Origin of the sequence: Aureispira anguillae, assembly GCF_026000115.1 — a bacterium.
Lineage (GTDB): Bacteria > Bacteroidota > Bacteroidia > Chitinophagales > Saprospiraceae > Aureispira > Aureispira anguillae.
In genome coordinates, this window is sequence record NZ_AP026867.1 from 1,959,999 (window position 1) to 1,979,852 (window position 19,854).

Consider the following 19,854-nt stretch of genomic DNA (forward strand, 5'->3'; position numbering starts at 1 on the left):
ATTTAAAAGACAAAAATAATGGCAGTAGAAACACAAAATATCAACAAAGCCAATGTAGCCAAAGACATTCACCATTTATTAAATGGAGCGGAGCTTTGGGCTTTATTAAGAACGGACAAAAACGGCTTTGTTCACGTGCATACCGATAGTGAAACCGATTTTATGGCACTTGTCCTCTGTATATTTAAAGATCGTCCAGACCTCAAAGATGATTTGGACATGATGTTAAAATTTGAAAAAAATATAACCCCTTAGAAAATGACCAACAAACAATTTATAAAGATGGGCCATTCTGCGTTCCTCATCTGGATCATAACGCTCTTAGGCATTTATTTAATTTACCAGTATGGAATAATTGTAATTTTTTGCTTGGGGCTGCTTTTTTGCTGCCTTTGGGGGCTGCTCTATTCCTTTGTAACAGTGACTTATTTTATCAATTTCCTACATTTTAAAAACTGGGTAGAATCAACGCCCTTAGACATTTATTTACTACTTGACAATAAAGAATCTGACTCCAAACACGATTAAAATGTACTACAAAAAACAAATTAAGACCTTAGTAGAGACAGAACGACTTGCACTCTTTTTAAGAATGTCTATTCGTCAATTGCTAAGAAAAAAAAGGATGTACGATGGTTTATTAGCTAAAAGGATCAGAAGAAAAATTGGCTGGGTAGTTTGGCCAGTTGGTTTAAACCGAATTAAGCTATTAAACGATCCTCGATGTAAATCCATTCTGCTAAACCTATTTTGTTTAAAGGAAGCCATTCGGATCAAACGCTTTACCCAAAAATTAAACAAGATTAGAAGCGCATTTACCAATTAAAAAAAGGAGCTGCTTAGGGATAATAAGCCGCTCCTATTCAAAAGAATTAAAAGACAAAGATATGACAACTTTCACAAAAAATCCCTACGCAGAAATGCGAAAAAAGATCAACCGCATTGTATTTCGGGATAGACTAGACAAAACCTTAGACGGAAAATTTAAACACAAGCGTTTTTCTGAGCGGTTTGCCTTGGCAAATACCGCCTTTATCGGCATGAGCGGCATTGCTCAGCTCGCAAGCATGGGAACTGCTTTTGTGATGCTCTCCTACTTATTTGAAAGCTCGCCAATGCTAATTCGGGTAATCTTTTCCGCTGCTTTGGTTAGCATGATTGAAGTGGTTAAACGAGAAGCCACCAACGATGTAATGAAGAGTTTAAACCAATACAAAGAGGTTGAAAAATTCCCTACCTTTTTAGCCTTGTTGATGGTGGGCACCAGCATTTACATTTCCATTGAAGGTGCCAAGATCTTACCCAGTCTTTTTATTGCTGATGTCATGGAGCTGCTTCCTGAAGAAAAAGAAGCCGAAGCAGTCAAGGCAATCTACGATACGAAAATTGAAACCTTGACCAAAGAACGAGAAAATTATATTCAAACTCGCTTGTATCATGGTAGAATTCGCACCGAAGATTCCAAAGAGGTCATGCGCATTAATGAAAGGATTGCGCTTACAGAACATAAAAAAGATTCTGCGCTTCAAGTATTAGACAAAAAAAATGAAGCCGCTCAAGCAGCTACCCTATTGCAAAATAAAGCGGCAAAAGTGGCGGTTGAAAAAGAGCGAATGAAGTTAGGAGAACAGCTCGTTATTGCAGCCATTGGTTTTGAGATTTTGTTTCTCTTTTCGCTCTGCTTTTCTTGGTGGTATTATACCGAATGTGAAAAGGAAAGACAAAAGGCAAAGGAGAACAGCTCCCCTTCTAGTGATCCTGAAAATATGCCGAAAGTGGACAAGGAAATCCCTGCTGAAGAAGCGAAGGTTTTGGAGGTGGAAACGATTGGTGTTAGAGCAACCAAGAAAGTTAGTTTTAAGGATTACGAGCAGGAAGAAAACTTAACCGAAACCGAAAAGGTTAAGAAGGATTATACTCGAATTTGTGCGCATTGTGATAGCCCTTTTATCCACAAAACACACAATCATAAGTACTGTAGTCGGGCTTGTATGGTAGCGGCAAGAGAGCAGCGAAAAGCCAATCAATAAAGGCAGTACTTCCAAAGTACTGCCAAAGTAAAATAGGCAGATTTTCGCAGTACTTCCAAAGTACTGCCAAAGTAAAATAGGCAGATTTTCGCAGTACTTTGGAAATTCTTAAAAACACTCGAAACACCGATAAATAAAGGAAGTACTTCCAAAGTACTGCCAAAGTACTTTGGAAGTAAAATGGATTAAATCAACTAAAAAACAAGCAATGGCAACAAGAGCAAAAGACCAATATACACGCCAATGGATCATCAATAATTCTTTGGATATTATCTCTAATTATGACGATGGCATTTTAACCTTAAGAGGATTGCACTATCAATTAGTCGCCTTAGGTATGACCAATACCATACAACATTATAAGCGAGTCGTCGCAGCCATGAAAAAGGCACGATGGGAGGGCTTGGTTTCTTTTGAAACCTTTAGCGACCATGACCGCTCTGTTTTAGGAATGACCATTATTGATGAAACGATTTTGGATAATGAAGTGGAACGAGCACAGGGCACCATTGAATATATAATGGAAAACTATCATAAAAATCGTTGGGAAAACCAACCGTATTTTATTGAGGTGTGGATTGAAAAGAAAGCCCTGCAAGGAGTCTTTCAAGCTCCTTGTAGAAATCATGAAGTAGCCTTGGCACCCTGCAAAGGTTATCCTTCTTTAACCTTTTTGAATGAGGCAACAGATCGTTTTAGAAATGCTATGGATCAAGATAAAAAAGCGGTCATTTTATATTTTGGAGATTATGATGCTAGTGGGGAAGATATACCGAGAAGTATTCAAGAGAGCTTGTATGATTTTGGGGTAGATGTCGCAGTTCAACGAGTCGCATTGATGGAGGAGCAGGTTTTAGAAATGCAATTGCCCCCAGCTCCAACCAAAAAGACAGACTCAAGGGCAAAGAATTGGACAGGTTTAGGGCAAGTGGAGCTGGATGCGGTAAAGCCTGAAATTCTTCAAATGATGTGTGAGCAAGCAATAAGCGATTTATTTGATGAAGAGCTATACGAAGAGTTGATGCAGCAGCAGGAAAAAGAAAAGGAATCGTATGTGATTGCTTTAAAAAAGTTTGTGAATAACATGAAAGAGGAATGATGATAGCTTTATTTAATCATATAAAAGTGCTTGTTTTTTAACCAGCTTCTCATAAAATCAACATCACAAATATGAAATACCCAATCTTTATCTAAAGAAGTTTTATAGTTAATAGAATAGATTTTTCCTTTTATATCCTTAGCCATAGTTTCAAAATATGGTTTTATTTCTGACCAATTGACATCTTCTTTAGATAAATGATTTGGCAATAAATGGTAAGGCGAGAGTGCTCCTCCAAAATCAATTATACCATCAAATTTATCAGCGATAAATAAGGTTAACTCCCCTAATATTTGGTGATCTATCGTCTTACTACACATTGCACCAATGTGTAAACAATACCTTGGTTTAATATTCAATAAATCACTTATTTGAGATATTTCATTTACAGAATAATCAGTATTAATTTCATTGCTTTCAATATAAAAAGGTCGATTTTCATTTGTTGTAATGATCTTACCATTTATAGGATAAGTGGATTTTACCCAAAAACTACTCCCTTCAACCTTTTTCGAGATATTATTAACTATTGAGTTAATTTCGTTCCATACCAATTTTGTTGGAATAGCTTTCAATAGTATTGATGATGTTGGTCCTCCCATTATGTTTTTTATAAAGAATGAATATCACTTTTTGTTAAAGTAATAAAAAAAGTCAAAAAAATACGCGATTAGTTTCTAGTGGCGTTTTTTATTTGCTTGCATATAGCCTTACAATGCTTTATTTTAGGGCTTTTACATTTATTTACAAAATTCTAATCCACATGAAAAAGCTAAAAAAAACGAGAGCTAAACTAAGACCAGGAGAAGAAGTCGTGGGCATGGCTGTCCCTGATTTTTTATTAAACGAAGAGCATCAAAAAAAGCTCCGTAAGCCCAAATCAAATTCTAAAACAAAATCAAACCGCAAGCGCTCATGAAAATTATAGATACCTTACGTCCTGAGGGCGGTTCAAAGGCAGAGCAATGGTGGCAAGACCAAGGCTTTAAAAAAGTTTACCAAGAATTCAGAAAAGGCGATGCCAGTAATGATTTGAAAAAGATCAAAGATGTACGAGATGTATCGGAGTTTTTTAAACTCAAAGGCTATCAATTTGGCAACTGGGTCACCCATGAGGATCGCTTTAACTATTTAGCAGCTTTAGCCGTTTGTCTATTTGATCTCAATCGAGTACTGCGCTTTAAAGGCAATAATTTAGGCTTAGACAAGCATTTAGGCGTTGCCTTTGGGGCAAGGGGCAAAAAAGGAGCTAAAGCGCATTATGAGCCATGGTCGCACATCATCAACATGACTCGTTACAAGGAAGCACATCGTTTTAAGGAGCCATACACCAAACCAACCCGTTTTGTTATTTCGGGTGGAGTGGGTTCTTTTGCGCATGAGTATGGGCATTTCTTGGATTACTTCTTTGGTTCCAGAGTGGAAACAACCGCTAAAGTTTATGCTTTATCGGATGGGCATTCTACTGACCCTACACGGATTCAATACGATAAAAACAAGTACCCCATGCGCTATTTAATGGAGTCCATTTTAGAAAAGGCCTATTGGGATAGTAGCAAACGCTCTGAGTCTGCTTATGTGAAGCGAATTAAAGAGCTGCTTCCTGATCGTTATTTGGATTATTTTCTAAGTAGAAATGAGATTTTTGCTCGTTTATTTGAACAGTACATTTCTTATAAACTAAAGGAATTGAAGATTAAAAATGTCTTTCTAACTAAAACCAAGTACCACACCGCTCAATATATGCTCCTTTCGGAAATAAAAACGGTCGTACCGCTTTTTGACAAGTTATTGATCCAAATGAGAAAGCATTTTTAGATAAGCCCCCACCCATGTTTATCTTTTCATTTTAGGTTTCATTTTCAAAACAGAACAGTTTATATTTTATTTAAATATGTACCAGATTCATTTTTAACACTTACCTTTTCTTGGCATTGATTTGGCAAATGTAATAAGTGTATCAAAAGTGATAACAACTAATAAGAATAAATTTGGGTTTTAATTGGGGTGATTTAGGGTTCACATGGATGGGAATACATGTGAATCCTTATCTTTAACTCCGCTAAAATTCCACTAAGATAAATTTGGGTTTTAATTGGGGTGATTTAGGGTTCACATGGATGGGAATACATGTGAATCCTTATCTTTAACTCCGCTAAAATTCCATCAAGATAAATTTGGGTTTTAATTGGGGTGATTTAGGGTTCACATGAATGGGAATACATGTGAATCCTTATCTTTAACTCCGCTAAAATTCCACTAAGATAAATTTGGGTTTTAATTGGGGTGATTTAGGGTTCACATGAATGGGAATACATGTGAATCCTTATCTTTAACTCCGCTAAAATTCCACAAGAATAAATTTGGGTTTTAATTGGGGTGATTTAGACCTTGCACGAATGGGAATACGTGCAAGGTCTTTTCTTTTATTAATATAAGCTCAAAAGAAACACCTCTCTAGAAAACGCTGCATAAATGTATTACCTTATTTTAGTTTTATTGATTTTGATACTTCAGATAATACCCAAAAGCAATAAAACCACCATATAAAATAAATCCTGCAAGCAAGGGGCTCCAAATTTTTCTTTCTTCATATGTATTTTCTTCTTTTAGATGGTAATCCCAAAATGGACCAGTTAAAATTAATCCACCAATAGCATTTAATAGAAAATACCTTAGCAAAGAAGGGATGAATGATAGTGCTGGATGGAATTTAGTATAAATAAGACCATTTAGAATAAGCATAGAAATTATTGTAGGAAAAATCAAGTTTCTTTTTTCAATTTCTTGCAAATTTGAAACATAAACTAGACCTCCAAATAATGGGGAATAAAGTGTAGAAATAAGTATAACTCCTCTTTTAGAGAAAAACTTTGGTTTGTCTTTTATTTCTTCAAGAATCTCCATGGGTTTTAATTTTTTCGATTAAAATGTACTTTAATAAAATCAATCAATAGTAGAGTTGAGCAATTTTTTTCAATGCTTTAGAAGTGAGTTTTTATGCTGTTTTTCACTTTTTGACCTTGTTCTACAATTTTAGAGTATAGCTCTTCATTTTCTTCTTTTTTGAAAATAATTAGCTCTGTTATTGAATAAAATCTTTCATAGAATAGTTCTTCAAGTTGTTTAGAGACTTCAGCTAAATCAAGACTCGTTTTCAATCCAATAACGAAAGGAATATTCATCCCTTTATCTACATTTACATACTGAGCAATATACAGTTCCTCAATTTTTTTAGTTTGCTTGAGATATGCCAAAAAGGCTTTGTGTATTTCTTTTAAATCTGATTTAGAGATATGCCCAAAAACGTTATGCATTTCCTTTATAATAATTTTGTTTTTTGCTTTATCATAATAATCAAGATTGAGAACAATATCTTTAGTGACATCAATCCCTCCGTTATTATTTGTTTTAATCGCACTATAACTTTCAAGTGGTCCCCAAGGGAAGCTCCAAGGTCCAAGAAATAGGGTAATAAGGTTGTATTTATTTTTAAGCTTTTTTATTTCTATTTTATCTAGTATAAGATAAACTGATGAGTATCTTTCAAAAGAGATAGCAATAAAAGAGATTTGGTATCTGAAAACAATAAATTTAGCACCTAAATCTAAACGCTTTTTTATCTCAGAGACATCAAAATTTTCTGTATTTGCAAGTTTGTATTCAAGCATAAAAGACTAAATATTTTAAATTACGTTTAGAAAGATCCACTCTTAATTCAAAGGTACAAACATTTTTAAAACTGCTCTCCATCTAAATGTTAAAAGAAGCTGTTCATTTTTGAGCAGCTTTTTTTATGTCATCAAAGAAAGTCAAAAAAATACGCCATTAAATTCGACCCCTGTAATGTTAATTCTTTTCAATGCTAAAGACATGCTCTAACTTTATCTAAAACCAATTGATTACATAAAAAATAAAAAACCATGATTTTAATATTGAGCTTAATTCTAATTGGAGGGCTACTTTATTTTTTAGGCCCTAGTCCAGCTCCTTCAACAGCAATTCAAAAGAAAGAAATTGTCTATTTAGACGAAAATGAGTTTTGGGCATTGGGTGGAATGGAGCAGGAAAAAGCAGTGCCCTTATCCATAGAAAAACAGCCCGTAAAAAACATTCAAAAAACAACCCGATTAAGAGATACAACCAACCAACAGCAACAACGCAAAAAAGCCGTAAAAAAGCGTAGAAAACGCAGAAAAATAGCCAAAAAGAGTCAACAAATTAATCGTTAATTTATCTAAATTAATTCAACCATGTATAGCAAATTAATCAAACTCAAAAAAGGAGCTGTCATCACTTTGGACGGAAGCCCTTTACAACTGTCTAAAGCCGTTAATTTACGAGTCGTAGCCACCAATAAGAGCGATTCTAAGCCAGCGCCCACCAAAGTCGAACAGGGCGAGCATCAACAAGATTTACCGCATCCCGTGGACAAAAAAGAAGTCTTGGCTTTGGTCCAGGAGCATCTAAACAAATTGGGGCAAGACGAATATGCTTTAATGATGGATGGCATCTTTCAGGATGACGACCTAGAGGCATTAAATGGTTCCTTTAATGATCTTCACAAAACGTCTATTTATGCCGCTACGGTTACGCATATTTCAGAATTAAAATCATTGTATCAAGCTTTAAAAAACTTGTAAAATATGTCCCAAAAAGAGGAAGACAAAAACCCCATTTTAGATGCGTTTATCAACCCCTCAGAAAATGAGTTAGAAAACGCTTTAGAAAATGATTCAGAAAATGGATTAGAAAATGCTAAAAAATGCGTTTTTGAACGTAAAAACGCAGAAAAAACGGAATCTGAATTTATAGAAAATGAACGTGGGCAACACGTAGAAAATGCGGAGGAAATGAACGTAGAACCCACCGCAGAAAATGGCGAAGGAATCAGCGATGATTATGCCCCTGAAGAGGAGGAAGAAATCGAAGAAGATTTGGCGTTTGAAACGGAGGGTGAAGACGAGGAAACGGAGGATCAAGAAACCGAAGATTGGGAGTTCCCAAATGAGGACGAAGAGGAGGAGGAGGAGGAAGATGTTTTAGATCAGTCCATTCCTGAAGGTGGAGAAGATAAACCCATTGATGAGCTGATTAGTGAGGTGACAGGCGACAGCGTGAAAAACTTGGAAACCCTACGAACTTTGGGTGATCTAGTTATGGAAAAATTAGACGATTCCAAAGCCATGATCTGTAGTGCCATTAGTGGACAGCCTGCCGCTAATTATACCAGTGATAAACGTTTGAACAAAGCTTTGCTGAATGCCTTTATCAACTATTTCAACAGCACAGAGGTCAAGGCTCCCACGCCAATGGGAACGCTTTTAATCGCTTTGGCACTTTGGGGAATGCCCACACTTGGAGCGGCTTATTTTCATCGCTTACAAGCCAAGCGCCTGCAAAAAAGAAAGGCGGCTGGAGAAGAGATAGAAGAGGAAGTGGTCGAAGCAGAAACACAGAGCGATTCAGAAGATTACAGCCAGCTCAAGGAATATAAAGAAAACCGTAGAACGTTTAGTGTACACAAAGAAACGGGCTGTTATAATCGAACGCCCAAAGGGCAATTTTGCCGTACGAGTGTTGCCGATGAAAAACCAAGTCCTGCGATCCAAAAAATGTTAGATCAGGGCTATGATAATACAAAGATTCGAGAACTTTTATACGGGGAATAAGCATGAGCAACCATCCATTTTTTTTAGCCTATTTTGGTAAACCACATTCAGGAAAAACCTACGATCTACAACAGTTTGTGAAGCGTTGTGGACGAGAGACTATTTTTGTGTACAATTCGGGACATGAAAAAGACTGGAGAGGCTTTATTGAAATTGAACTGCATTCGGATTCCAAAAGCAAGAAGCTCTATTTTAGTTACAAAGGAAGGGACTATTTGTTTGAGAAACATTTTATGAAAAAGTTCAAAGGCAAAAAAGTCAAAGCCATGATGGCGGATGAAAAGCTAACCGAGCAATTATTGTACAAGGCGCTCTCAAAAAAGGGCTACAAAGGTTTGTTTTTTATCATAGACGATGCCACCAATGTTTTCTCGGCTCAATTGACCCAAGCTCAAAAAGCCTGTTTTTATCGTGCTAAGCACGTAGGAATTTGGTTTGCCTTGGTTTTTCACGACCCGAACATGTTCCCCAATGGTGCATGGGGAGCCTTGACTTTAGCAAGATTCTTTAAAAACAATGTGGCACCACCTAGCAAGAAACAAAGAATCATTCCACACTTTCCAGAAGTCATGCAAGCTTTTAAAATCTTGCGCACGGCTCCTCTGTACAGCCATTGTACCTTAATTATGGATTCAGGGCAACTGGTGGTGAAACGAGCCAAACCACGATTAAATCCTAAAAAGGTAAAACCTATCATTATTAAAAAAAATACCTAAATCAATTATGAGCTACTGCAAAATAAAGAACCGCTTTTTAGATTGGGAGAATGGCTATAAGTCGTATGTCGTAAGTCCTGTATTCACAAGGACTGAACATACGACTTAGGACTTATAACTCAAATAGGTTAAAAAAGTCGGTTACTTAAGGAGTAGAACTATCATTTATTAAAATCAAAAGATAAAACAGAAATCAATGCTATTAGAATTATTATTAGAACAGCAAAAACCACAATTAAAGAAAGATTTAGAAAAGGTCATTGAACAGCTCTTGACTTCTATTGCGGACAGTAAGCAATTAAATCCCTTTGAATTGGTCTTGAAATTATCTGCTAAAAAGGGACAAGCGATTGGGCAGATTTTCACCCCTCAAAAGAAATTGTTATACGATTTTGACGCAGGCGAAGAAATCAGCGGTTTGTTTGAGCATCAATTGGGGCGCTTGCCTGAAATCGCTAAAAAAGCAGTCTTAGCCAAAGTGGGGCATCAAACCATTAGTGTTCAGGTCGCTCAAAGTTTAGAACACGGAGGAGCTATTTTGGTACGTTATGACAAAAATTATCAATTAGAATACTTTCAACAACTTGAAAAAAAGCTAAAACGTATTGATATAGATCATTTTTTTGCTAATATTAAAATATAAATGAATTGGTTTAGCATTCTTTCGTTTTAGATAAAGATTAGGGCTTGCTTAAGCTTCTTGGGTGTTTGGATATTAGATGATAGATATTAGACTCCCAACAAACTACAATAGGAGTCTAATATCTATCATCTAACAGCAAAGCGATCTAAAAACAAAGTGATCTAATGAAAACAATTTAAAGCATAAAAAAAGTTTATTATGAACCGTCAAGAAGCTATTTTGACCGTTCAACCTCCATTCCCTAAAAAGCAATTGGGGCGATACCGCTCCGTAAAAGGCATTTATCTCATTCGTTTTAACGATCAAGTAATTTACATTGGTGCATCTAAAAATATCTACAAGGGTATTTCTAGGCTCTACCAAAAAGGCGGCGTATTGTCCCACTTATCCTTTGAACGTTGCACCTTTGAAGTCATTCTGTCCAATCTCAAAAAAGGCAGTATTGAGCAGGCTTTAAAAGGTAAATTTAAGCCAAAAAACAACCATCAAGCGAAGACCTTGATCAAGTATCAATTTTACCGAAAACATCAACATCAACGCATTTTGGTCGCCTATCAAACACAAAGTAGGTTTAGCCAAGGCGAACACAAAAGCGATTCTGAAAACCAACCTAAAACCAATTCAAAATGATGGTTATTTTAGACAATGGGCACGGGGGAATGATTGGAGGCAATTATCAAACCTTGGGCAAGCAATACCAATTTAAGGACGGCACCACTATTTATGAGGGTGAATTTAACCGTGCCATCAAAGCAAGGGTCGCTGAGCTGTTGACCGCTAAAGGAATTCCTTATTACGATTTAGTGCCTGAAAACAAGGACATTTCCCTCAAGGAACGTATTCGGCGAGCCAATGCCATCCACGAGCAATACAAGGGCAAAACCTTTTTGATTTCTATCCATGCGGATGCAGGAGGAGGAAGCGGAGCTGGGGTCTTTATTGCCAAACAGTCTAGTCAAAAGAGCCTATACTATGCCACTTGGGCTAGGGATCTATTCTCACAGCATTTTCCAGAAAGCAAGTATCGAGGCATCAAACGCAAGAATTTTTATGTCTTGCGTTACTCGTTCATGCCTGCCATTCTCCTGGAGAATTTCTTTATGGACAACGAGCAGGAATGCAAAACCTATTTGTTGACGCAAAAAGGCAGGGATAGAATCGCTTGGTATATCGTTGATTTGATTCAAAACATTTTAGAACACGGAGATTTAGTCGCTTAACGTATGAAATTTAATAAAGATAATGTTCAATTTATAGCCCTTTTATTACTGATTGGTTATAGCCTTTTTTTGCAGGAATGCCGACAAGGAACCAAGAATGAGCAGCCCATTTATAGGGTTGATACTTTGGTTAAAATGGATACCATTTTGCCACCGCCTGTTATTGTCAAGCTTCCACAACAACAGATACCAGCTCCAACCATTATTTATATAGATAGTACTAAAAACATTGTTCATAAAGCGCTAATTGATACCAGTAAACATCGTCCAGCTCATGTTTATCAGGACAGCTTAGAAGATGAAAATTTAACGCTTTATTATAGTTCTATTGTAAATGGAGAGCTGCTTAAAAATAGTTTGGATTATCGGCTTAAGATTCCCAAACAGATCACTAAAACCGTAGAAATTACAAAACCTGTTCCCCTTCCTGTTAGCTCTTTGCTGCTAACGGGTAGCGTGGGCACTAGTATCAATTCCTTTAATAGTGTTCGTTTGGGACTGCAATTTGTTAGCGCAAAAGGCTGGGCGCTGGGCTATGATTACGATCTATTGCAGAACATTCATTCGGTTAATTTGGGGGTTAAACTCGTCCAATTTCCCCCAAAAGGAGCTAAAAAGAAGAAAAGGCGTAATTTTGTGCGTAATTTTTTTTAGCCCACCTGCTAGGCTTCAATAAACACCTGATTTAGCGCCCTTTTCTAGCATTCAAAAAACAATTCAAAAATACTAAAAAGTACGCCACTAAATGCCCTCAAAGCGGCTTTAGAATTGGGATTTCCAGCCTTTTTTGCTGCATCTTTGTGTAGACGAAAATAACAAAAAACAAGAAAGAAAGCTAAACCTTAAAACACTTTTAGAATGTAACACTAAACCAAAAACCATTGACATTAATGGACAAAATCAATTTATTACCTGATGAATCTGAGCACGATGTAAGAATCCGATTTTTTGTAGATCCTTTGAGTTTGGGTATGACCCTAACAGGAGTGCTACTCTTAATGGTTATTTATCATCGTGTGCTAAAAACAAACGGATGAAAGAAATAAGCAAAGCCCTTTTTACTTGGTTGGTTGGATTGTTTAACGTTGGAATCTACAATTTGAGCGATGGCATGGATAGTTTGCTCTTAGCCTTGCACAAAAACGGTATCGAACGACAAGCCAACGAACTGTTAAGGCTTTACCAACTGGTCGAACATCAACAAGAAATCTTAGTGATTTTAGATGTTTTTAAATGCCTCTTTATGTTGATTAGCATTGTCTTTTTATTCATTGTCAATCAGCCTAGAATTTGCCGTTTTTTTTCCGCTGTTTATCGTAAGATACAGCAATTTTACCGCTTTCTTAAACGAAAGTTCCAAACTTCAAGTAGAGGATAATTTTAGACATTTTGGTCTAAAATCTAGCATCTAAGAGCGCAGCGATCTAACCTTAGAACGAAGCAACCTTATTGTTTATCTGATCCTTACATTTTATTAACAACCTTATCATTCAAACCAACAAAATTCCTTCTCTTATGAAAGTTAGAGTATTTTTTCCTGTAGGCAACCAGTATTATTTACCTTCTCCATGGGTAGAAATCAATGGAGAGCGTTCTTTTGAGCCTGTAGAAAACCAACCTCAATACAAATTAGCTGCTGTCGTAGAACAAGCCGTGCAAAAAGGAACCGCTATCATTGACAAGAGCATGTCCATGGGCGATTGCTACAATGTAAAAGCCATTACGCCTAGAGCAAGCAACAAAGAAAACAGCGACAAGGTGGAGTACAGCCAAATTGAAGTCATTATCGAAACGGCAACCGATGCTGAAGCCAAAGTTTGTTTGGGCATGTCGGATCTTGGTTTGGAAATCTTTGATGGAGCTCAAGTCGTCAAAGGTAGCCCTGTCATTGGCGGTACCTTTAAAGACAACACCTTAAATGTAATTGGTCGCCTAGCCAATCATGGTTTGTTGCAAATTACAGGCGCTCGTTTCCTTGCCAGTAATGATAATGTTTATTCATATAGCCCAAGGTTCAAAACCTATTCTCATGTTGGAGAGGTCATCAACGATAAGCGTTTGCATTATCCAAAATCTTCTTCTAACGATGAAAACACAGAGATCCGCACCATGGACAGCAATTATCTGACAGAAAAAGGACTTAGCCTAGTCTTGGACGGCATGAACTTTATTGAGTTTACTGTTCCTGTGGGTGAAGAGCTGACCATCACCTTATACACTGCCTTTACGCCGATTCGCTAGAAGAACACCGCTAAAGCACAATAACAAGCAGAGCGCCAATACGATTCCGTATTGGCGTTTTTCCCAACCCTAAACCAATAAAAGATGGCAGCAGCAGCAGAAGGCTTTAGTTTTGAGGATATAGAAATAGGCGACATCCTATCCGATATTAATATTGGAAACCATGGAATGAGCAGCAAAGAGGTCGCCGCAATGATGATTGGGGTGATGCAAGCGCAAGAGAGCAAGAAACGAGAACAGGAAAAAGATGTGATGCAAGACCGTGAGCGCCGATTGATTATTGGCGTGGGAGCTTCTATTGGCTTAGGCTTGTTTCTCTTAATCATATATTTAATCGCATTAAAACTAAATAGATCGTGAAAAATAGTCAATTCGAAATTCAAACCGCTCCTAATCTAAGTACAGACAATGCCAACGCTATGACTCCTACCGATAGCAATAAGCCTGTACCTGATGCGAGCACCACCACCACAACGACCACCACAGCAACGCCAAGTGATACCGCTCCAACCGATGCAAGTACCACGGCAACCACAACTGATAAACCCACTACCACCCAAGAAGACAATGCACCAGCAACGCCTAGCACTCCAACCGATGCGATTAGTTGTAAAATCTGTACCTATTACGATGTAGCAAGATTGGGGCTGATGGGTTCTTTATTTATCTTGTTTTTGGCAATGGCTTATCATTCTATTAAAACCGCCAAATTGCCCAAGGGTTAATCCTTAACCACCAAAGAAAACATTGATTCATTCGCCACTAAATCTAAAACAATGAGCTTAACAGATAGCCAATGGAAGGTTCAGACATTAGGGGATTCTAGTCCTCCTGACGATTCCACTTCTAGCAATGGAGCAGGAAATTCCAGCCCTCCCGATGATTCCAATAATAACAACAATACAGAAGCTGACAAGGATAATAAAGTAACCGTAGATAAGATTTTTGCTAGTTTGGGGTTATTATTTAATGGCGGTGCTAACGTGATTGATTCCGTTGGCAATGTTGCCAATGGCGGCGGTGCTTCCAGTTCTACTCCTTCTACAAATACAGGAAACAACAACAATACAAACCCTAAAAACCCCACTAGTCCTTTGTTAATTGGCGGTGGTGTCGTGGTCGTTTTGTTGTTAATTGGTTTAATTATTTATACCACAAAAAATGGAAACAACAGCAGTAGCCCCAAAGCTTAAGAAAGGCCCTTCGAGCCGCTTAATTGTTCTTTTGTTTGTTCTGCTTATTGGAGGTGGAATCGGCATCTATTTTTGGGTACGCCCAAAGAAGGATGCAGACGATGAAAAGAAAGAATCGGCTCCCTCTGAGAAAATACCAGGGCGAACCGATTCCTCGACTCATAAGCCAAGCTTAACCCCTGATCAGATTGCTGCAATCTTTGGAAATAGTGGGGGGACTACACCGCCACCCGACCAAGATCCTTTGTATTACAATTCTCCTCAAGCACAAGATTTAATTCGAGCAGAAGCTCAGCGATTACAAGCGAGAGAAGAATACATGGACATTTTTAGAGCCAAATACAATATTGGGCATGCCTTGATTCGATTTAACAACGATGCTCAGCATGCAATTGATCAGATGATGGCGAAATTAAACGGTGTGGACATTGTTAGCCGTCCTACTACTCGTCATTTGACCTTTCCCATTTATGGCACTTATGAGCCGATTGGAAAGTCTTTGCGCTCTGAACTTCAAAACTTATTAAACCGAGGCTATAAGGGCTTAAATTTAACCCATTTGAGGGATAAAGAAGCACCTTGGTGGATTGAGTCGATTGAGTTAAATCTATTGGTTGGAACAACCAATGCCTTTGTTCCTACACCGTTTGAGATTTGGTCAGAGTTTGGTTTTAGACCTGAGCTTGATCATTATAAGGGCATGAATGGGCATTGGGTCAGAGATCAGTATTTAACTAAGATTGTCGATCATGGGGGCACCATAGAAATACATGCTTGGGACGTTGGTGCCAAGGCTGCTTATCCAGCAGGAACCCTTTACACCTTTGTTCAACGATGGGTTGAAGCCATCGACCATTTGGATAAAATCACCGAATGGGAAGCCTTGCGCTATTTGCAAGAAAAGAAAGGTTGGGTCTTTACCTTTATTGATCCTGAAACGGGCGTGGATCACAGTGCTACTGTGGATCCAAGTAGAGATCCTGACATTGATTTTTTTGAAGACAATGGCGATTCTAGTGGTGGAAAAAAAGATAAACTAAATCAATAAATTCTAAACAACATGGCAAAAATAAAACAAACCCAAATTGATGAAAAATATCTTTGGATTGGGGGTGGAATTGTCGTCATTCTATTGGTCATTTTTGTACTGGGTAGAGTCTCTGGTAAAAAAAGTACAGATGAACCAAGCGATGCCAATCCCAATATCAAACCCATTACCGTTAGCACCGATTCAGGAAATATAGACTGGAATCCTTCTGCTATGGTCAAAAAGGTGCATACGGCTTATGTCGTTAATTGGTCAACGGGACGTTGTGAGGTCTTGACTCAATTGTTAGCCTTGCAAGATGTTCAAATACGAGCCGTTGCCGATGGCTATTTGCAAGTGTATGGCAAGACCTTAAGAAAAGTCTTAAATGAGGCTTGGGTCGCCTGTTGGAACTTACCGTGGCAGGATGATCCACACCAACAATTTATCAAGCGTTTGGATGCCTTACAAATCACTTAGGCGCTTTTTTTTAACTCTTGACAATTGGATATAAGTCCTAAGTTCTAAGTCGTATGTTGTTTGTAAGGCATCCAAACATACGACTTAGAACTTAAAACTTAGGACGCAATCGTTCTACAAACGATCCTTATTTAAATACAATCTCAGAAATCAAAAAGAACACAATTCTTACTATTCAACAAATTATACTCAAAAATCATGGCTGAAGAAATAACCGTTGCAGCAACCGCAAAAACAACTAAAAAAGGCATTCCTCACAAAAAGCGTTGGGCTGCTCTTATCCTTGTTGTCCTCTTATTTGGTGGACTTAGTTTCTATTACCACCGCAAAATTAAAGCACTAGAAAAAGAATTAGATAAAAAAAAACAAGCTCCTAAACAGGACGACATCAAAGACAGAACGCTCGTAATGTAGGCATCCCAAGAGAAGCAACCGTTAGTTAAGAGAAAAAATATTATATTAGATAAAAACTAACGAAAATGAAGAGGAGTAAATTTAGCACAGCTCAAAAAGCAAAGATATTAGCAGAGCATGACGGCGGAAAAAGTGTAACGGATTTATGCCGTCAATACCAAATTAGTGCAGCTACGTTGTATAAATGGAAAAAGGACTATGAAGATAGTCAAGATGAAGATAAACGAAGAATAAAGGAATTAGAGGCAGAAAATGTTCGTTTAAAAAAGATGTATGCTAATTTAAGTATCGATCATGAGATACTTCAAGAAGGTTATGCAATGGTAAAAAAGTTCCAAGCCCAAAAGAACAAGAAATGATATTGGATTGCTTGTCAAAAGAATACAGCATTCGTCGTACTTGTGTTGTTTTGGGCTTACGCCGTCAGACATATTATAGTCGTAAATCAGGTCATCGCCCAGAAGAAAAGGATGAAGAAATAGTGGATTTACTACATCAGTTAACAAAACGTTTTGTATCATGGGGCTTTTGGAAAATTTATCACTATTTGAGAAATCAAGGCTATGCCTATAATCATAAGAGAATTTATCGTATATGGTGTATAGAGGGTTTAAATTTACGTTTACCGCCCAAACGCAAGAGGATTTATCGAAAATATCAACAACTTTTGGCTCCTAAAGAAGTCAACAAAGGTTGGGCTATGGATTTTCTAAGTGATTGGGTTGTTAGCCCAACTAATCATCGTATACGAATTATCAATATTATGGATGAAGGTTCTCGCCGAGCCTTATGGACAGAAGCTCATCATAATATTTCAGCTAAAAAGCTAATAGAGGTTTTGGAGAAAGTGATAGAATATCGTGGAAAACCATCTTATATTCGTTGTGACAATGGTCCTGAGTTTATTTCAGAAAAGCTCAAATTGTGGGCAAATAAACATGATATTGAATTGAAATTCATCCAACCAGGAAAGCCATCTCAGAATGGTTTGATTGAGCGTTTGAATAAAACATTGAGAGCCGAATGTTTGAACTTATGCTGGTTTCAATCTCTAGAAGAATTAAATGAAGAAATACAGGTTTGGAGTCAGATTTATAATCTAGAACGACCTCATAAGAACTTAGGTAATATTACCCCAGATTCTTTTGAGATTCTAAATCAGAAACTCTACTTTTTAGCGGTTGCTGCTTAGGGGAAGCCTACACCATACTTTTGCTACGCACCTAGCCTCTAAGGTGCCTATTCATATTTTAAAGGCAATCTTACAGCATTCTAAAATTGAAACGACTATGGGCTATTTGCATTTGTCTAATAAGCTGGTCAATGATGCGCTGGATGGGGTGGATTGGTAAGAGAACTCTTCTTTAGAACACAATTAGGATATAAGGCTAATTGTGTTTCCTTTTTTTGGTAAGTTCTTTTGAAAGACAATCCTAGATGAAGGTGTAAATTTATTGAAAAAGGATACAGGTTCAAATTTTAATCCTTGGGATCTAACATAGCCTATACCAGAAGAAGGAAAAAGATTTCGCCATAAATTGTTATTCATTATTTCATCTTCTGAATATATTTTTATTGCTTCGGGATTGATAGTTGGAAATAATTTTTTAAAATTGTCTAAATTATAATTAAGAGCAATGAAGTATAAAGGGATTGCTATTTCAGGATGTAAATCTTTAAAAGAAGGGATTTCCCATTTTATTTTTTTTAATGGAAATGGTTTTGCAAAACACTTCTTTATTTTATGAGCACAGGCTATAGAACACCCATATAGTTCATAATCAAAAAGTTGATCTTTTTTTCGAATTTCATGTTCAATATCCTTTAAATATGAAGAATCATTAAACCAGTTATAGAATAAGTAAATAGGAATTCCTTGCACTTTTTCTGCATACGATATTAGCAAATCAATTTGATTTTCTGTTTTATTTACCTTATGTTTTATTGTAGGATATTTTTGATTTTTCCAAACAATCTTTGCTTGACAGGGCAAAATTATATATTTTCCTTCTTCTATTTCTAGAACAATTTCAATATCATTTCCATTAGTTTTTTCTGATGTTGCTTCAAACATTTCTATCGGCAATGTTTTTGTTTCAGCAAACATTCTAATATTTAATAATAAATTTTGGGTAATTGTTGTTTCGTAAATTTTTAAACCAGCCTTTGAACGAGCAAAATTAATTCTGTTCCATGTTTCGATAGAAAAAAATTTAAACCAATTTAAGAGTGATGATTCTTTCTGTAATTGTTTCAATGCTGAATAGTATTTTTCATTCATTGTTCTTTATTTTATTCTATTCAGTATAGTTTATTCCTAATTGTGAGTAGTTGTAAAATGGGTTAAATCCGATTTTTTCACAGACTATATTTGAAGCTTTCTCATTTTTATCCGTCATTATATATATTTCATTATTTTTCCTCAATAAAATGTTTGCGCAATAAGACAATAGTATTTTTCCATTCCCTTGATTCCTATATTTTTGTTTAGTAAACAAAATTCCAATATCAGGATTTAGTACTGTACAAAAACTTAAAATTTTACCAGTTGAGTTTTTTAAGGCATAAATTTTACCATCTTTAATCCACTTAAATATATCCTTTCTACATTCATTAATTGGTTTATCATATTTCCCTTTATACTCTTCATGATAATATAGTTTCAACATGTTAGCTAACTCATCCTGTTCTGCAAATTTTGCTTTATGAATATTCTTACTTGAATATTTATTGATATTGTTAGATTTATAAAAAATTCTCTCCTTTTCTATTTTATAATTTGATATCCCCCAAAAATCAATTAAATCAAAAATTAATTCTGAATTTCCAGCAACTTGAAAATTGTTAGAACTCTTCCAATCTATTAGTTCTTTAATTTCAAGGAACTGCTCTCTACTCCAATTTTCACCATAAACTAATAAATAATCTCCATCTAAAATTAATATCCAACTATCCTCATTTATATTTATTAAGGATGAGTCATAGAGTTTATTATTTTTGTTCTGCAAATAGCTTCTGAGATATTTATATTGAAATTGGCGAAGATCTATCTTTTCATATAAAAAGTCGTTAAATTTTTCTTTATTCTCTTTAACTAAAATATTCATTATTAATAAGTA

General features: G+C 36.4%; 30 protein-coding genes. 25 read left to right on the forward strand and 5 right to left on the reverse strand.

The window, feature by feature from the left end; all coding sequences use genetic code 11:
• Positions 1-18: 18 nt before the first annotated feature.
• The 4 genes from AsAng_RS07600 to AsAng_RS07615 all read left to right on the forward strand — a co-directional run bounded on the left by AsAng_RS07600 (position 19) and on the right by AsAng_RS07615 (position 3,129).
• The gene (locus AsAng_RS07600; RefSeq protein WP_264792180.1) at positions 19-255 is read left to right on the forward strand and encodes a hypothetical protein; all 237 of its coding nucleotides are present in this window, start codon (positions 19-21) and stop codon (positions 253-255) included.
• Between the two features lie 274 nt (positions 256-529).
• On the forward strand, positions 530-826 hold the full coding sequence (locus AsAng_RS07605; protein WP_264792181.1) for a hypothetical protein: 297 nt from the start codon (positions 530-532) through the stop codon (positions 824-826).
• Between the two features lie 61 nt (positions 827-887).
• Positions 888-2,030 carry a hypothetical protein gene (locus AsAng_RS07610; protein ID WP_264792182.1) on the forward strand — a complete coding sequence of 381 codons (1,143 nt, stop codon included), beginning with the start codon at positions 888-890 and terminating at the stop codon, positions 2,028-2,030.
• 208 nt (positions 2,031-2,238) lie between these two features.
• Positions 2,239-3,129 (forward strand): hypothetical protein, encoded by an 891-nt coding sequence (locus AsAng_RS07615; protein WP_264792183.1) that lies wholly within the window; start codon positions 2,239-2,241, stop codon positions 3,127-3,129.
• An 8-nt stretch (positions 3,130-3,137) separates the two neighbouring features.
• On the opposite strand, the gene AsAng_RS07620 is transcribed toward AsAng_RS07615, so the two are convergent.
• Positions 3,138-3,731: a DUF6368 family protein gene (locus AsAng_RS07620; protein ID WP_264792184.1), complete on the reverse strand. Its 594-nt coding sequence runs from the start codon at positions 3,729-3,731 to the stop codon at positions 3,138-3,140.
• A gap of 161 nt (positions 3,732-3,892) precedes the next feature.
• Between AsAng_RS07620 and AsAng_RS07625 the strand changes: the two genes are divergently transcribed.
• Together AsAng_RS07625 and AsAng_RS07630 are read left to right on the forward strand one after the other, a co-directional pair.
• A complete protein-coding gene (locus AsAng_RS07625; protein WP_264792111.1) occupies positions 3,893-4,048 on the forward strand; it encodes a hypothetical protein in 156 nt (51 codons plus the stop codon).
• Positions 4,045-4,947, forward strand: a complete 903-nt coding sequence (locus AsAng_RS07630; protein WP_264792185.1) for an LPD1 domain-containing protein — start codon at positions 4,045-4,047, stop codon at positions 4,945-4,947. The genes AsAng_RS07625 and AsAng_RS07630 overlap by 4 nt, the downstream gene beginning before the upstream one ends.
• 678 nt (positions 4,948-5,625) lie before the next feature.
• On the opposite strand, the gene AsAng_RS07635 is transcribed toward AsAng_RS07630, so the two are convergent.
• Both AsAng_RS07635 and AsAng_RS07640 read right to left on the reverse strand, forming a co-directional pair.
• Positions 5,626-6,036, reverse strand: a complete 411-nt coding sequence (locus tag AsAng_RS07635; RefSeq protein ID WP_264792186.1) for a hypothetical protein — start codon at positions 6,034-6,036, stop codon at positions 5,626-5,628.
• A gap of 77 nt (positions 6,037-6,113) precedes the next feature.
• Complete coding sequence (locus AsAng_RS07640) at positions 6,114-6,800, reverse strand: hypothetical protein (RefSeq protein WP_264792187.1); 687 nt, start codon at positions 6,798-6,800, stop codon at positions 6,114-6,116.
• Positions 6,801-7,052: 252 nt separating this feature from the next.
• Here AsAng_RS07640 and AsAng_RS07645 point away from each other — a divergent pair, with 252 nt between their 5' ends.
• From AsAng_RS07645 to AsAng_RS07735, 19 genes are all read left to right on the forward strand, one after another.
• Positions 7,053-7,361: a hypothetical protein gene (locus AsAng_RS07645; RefSeq protein WP_264792188.1), complete on the forward strand. Its 309-nt coding sequence runs from the start codon at positions 7,053-7,055 to the stop codon at positions 7,359-7,361.
• Between the two features lie 21 nt (positions 7,362-7,382).
• Positions 7,383-7,772 carry a hypothetical protein gene (locus AsAng_RS07650; protein ID WP_264792113.1) on the forward strand — a complete coding sequence of 130 codons (390 nt, stop codon included), beginning with the start codon at positions 7,383-7,385 and terminating at the stop codon, positions 7,770-7,772.
• A 3-nt stretch (positions 7,773-7,775) separates the two neighbouring features.
• On the forward strand, positions 7,776-8,801 hold the full coding sequence (locus AsAng_RS07655) for a hypothetical protein (RefSeq protein WP_264792189.1): 1,026 nt from the start codon (positions 7,776-7,778) through the stop codon (positions 8,799-8,801).
• A gap of 2 nt (positions 8,802-8,803) precedes the next feature.
• On the forward strand, positions 8,804-9,517 hold the full coding sequence (locus tag AsAng_RS07660; protein ID WP_264792190.1) for a hypothetical protein: 714 nt from the start codon (positions 8,804-8,806) through the stop codon (positions 9,515-9,517).
• Between the two features lie 196 nt (positions 9,518-9,713).
• Complete coding sequence (locus AsAng_RS07665) at positions 9,714-10,160, forward strand: hypothetical protein (protein WP_264792116.1); 447 nt, start codon at positions 9,714-9,716, stop codon at positions 10,158-10,160.
• Between the two features lie 198 nt (positions 10,161-10,358).
• On the forward strand, positions 10,359-10,790 hold the full coding sequence (locus AsAng_RS07670) for a hypothetical protein (protein WP_264791873.1): 432 nt from the start codon (positions 10,359-10,361) through the stop codon (positions 10,788-10,790).
• Positions 10,787-11,380: an N-acetylmuramoyl-L-alanine amidase gene (locus AsAng_RS07675; protein WP_264792191.1), complete on the forward strand. Its 594-nt coding sequence runs from the start codon at positions 10,787-10,789 to the stop codon at positions 11,378-11,380. Before AsAng_RS07670 ends, AsAng_RS07675 begins: the two co-directional genes overlap by 4 nt.
• Before the next feature lie 3 nt (positions 11,381-11,383).
• On the forward strand, positions 11,384-12,034 hold the full coding sequence (locus tag AsAng_RS07680) for a hypothetical protein (protein ID WP_264792192.1): 651 nt from the start codon (positions 11,384-11,386) through the stop codon (positions 12,032-12,034).
• 236 nt (positions 12,035-12,270) lie between these two features.
• On the forward strand, positions 12,271-12,417 hold the full coding sequence (locus tag AsAng_RS07685) for a hypothetical protein (RefSeq protein ID WP_264792156.1): 147 nt from the start codon (positions 12,271-12,273) through the stop codon (positions 12,415-12,417).
• A complete protein-coding gene (locus AsAng_RS07690) occupies positions 12,414-12,758 on the forward strand; it encodes a hypothetical protein (protein ID WP_264792193.1) in 345 nt (114 codons plus the stop codon). The genes AsAng_RS07685 and AsAng_RS07690 overlap by 4 nt, the downstream gene beginning before the upstream one ends.
• A 137-nt stretch (positions 12,759-12,895) precedes the next feature.
• Positions 12,896-13,621, forward strand: coding sequence for a hypothetical protein (locus AsAng_RS07695; RefSeq protein ID WP_264791868.1), 726 nt, complete (start codon positions 12,896-12,898; stop codon positions 13,619-13,621).
• A gap of 84 nt (positions 13,622-13,705) precedes the next feature.
• Positions 13,706-13,981: a hypothetical protein gene (locus AsAng_RS07700; protein ID WP_264791867.1), complete on the forward strand. Its 276-nt coding sequence runs from the start codon at positions 13,706-13,708 to the stop codon at positions 13,979-13,981.
• Complete coding sequence (locus tag AsAng_RS07705; protein WP_264792124.1) at positions 13,978-14,346, forward strand: hypothetical protein; 369 nt, start codon at positions 13,978-13,980, stop codon at positions 14,344-14,346. Before AsAng_RS07700 ends, AsAng_RS07705 begins: the two co-directional genes overlap by 4 nt.
• 51 nt (positions 14,347-14,397) lie before the next feature.
• On the forward strand, positions 14,398-14,814 hold the full coding sequence (locus AsAng_RS07710) for a hypothetical protein (RefSeq protein WP_264792125.1): 417 nt from the start codon (positions 14,398-14,400) through the stop codon (positions 14,812-14,814).
• On the forward strand, positions 14,783-15,862 hold the full coding sequence (locus AsAng_RS07715) for a hypothetical protein (protein WP_264791864.1): 1,080 nt from the start codon (positions 14,783-14,785) through the stop codon (positions 15,860-15,862). Before AsAng_RS07710 ends, AsAng_RS07715 begins: the two co-directional genes overlap by 32 nt.
• 12 nt (positions 15,863-15,874) lie before the next feature.
• The gene (locus tag AsAng_RS07720) at positions 15,875-16,321 is read left to right on the forward strand and encodes a hypothetical protein (protein ID WP_264791863.1); all 447 of its coding nucleotides are present in this window, start codon (positions 15,875-15,877) and stop codon (positions 16,319-16,321) included.
• Positions 16,322-16,519: 198 nt separating this feature from the next.
• Positions 16,520-16,735 (forward strand): hypothetical protein, encoded by a 216-nt coding sequence (locus tag AsAng_RS07725; RefSeq protein ID WP_264792194.1) that lies wholly within the window; start codon positions 16,520-16,522, stop codon positions 16,733-16,735.
• A 65-nt stretch (positions 16,736-16,800) separates the two neighbouring features.
• The gene (locus AsAng_RS07730; RefSeq protein WP_264790940.1) at positions 16,801-17,094 is read left to right on the forward strand and encodes a transposase; all 294 of its coding nucleotides are present in this window, start codon (positions 16,801-16,803) and stop codon (positions 17,092-17,094) included.
• A complete protein-coding gene (locus AsAng_RS07735) occupies positions 17,091-17,927 on the forward strand; it encodes an IS3 family transposase (RefSeq protein WP_264790941.1) in 837 nt (278 codons plus the stop codon). The genes AsAng_RS07730 and AsAng_RS07735 overlap by 4 nt, the downstream gene beginning before the upstream one ends.
• 183 nt (positions 17,928-18,110) lie before the next feature.
• Here the strand turns inward: AsAng_RS07735 and AsAng_RS07740 are convergent, their stop codons facing one another.
• Positions 18,111-19,016 (reverse strand): DUF6615 family protein, encoded by a 906-nt coding sequence (locus tag AsAng_RS07740; RefSeq protein WP_264792195.1) that lies wholly within the window; start codon positions 19,014-19,016, stop codon positions 18,111-18,113.
• Positions 19,017-19,032: 16 nt separating this feature from the next.
• Positions 19,033-19,842, reverse strand: a complete 810-nt coding sequence (locus tag AsAng_RS07745; RefSeq protein ID WP_264792196.1) for a GNAT family N-acetyltransferase — start codon at positions 19,840-19,842, stop codon at positions 19,033-19,035.
• Positions 19,843-19,854 lie beyond the last annotated feature (12 nt).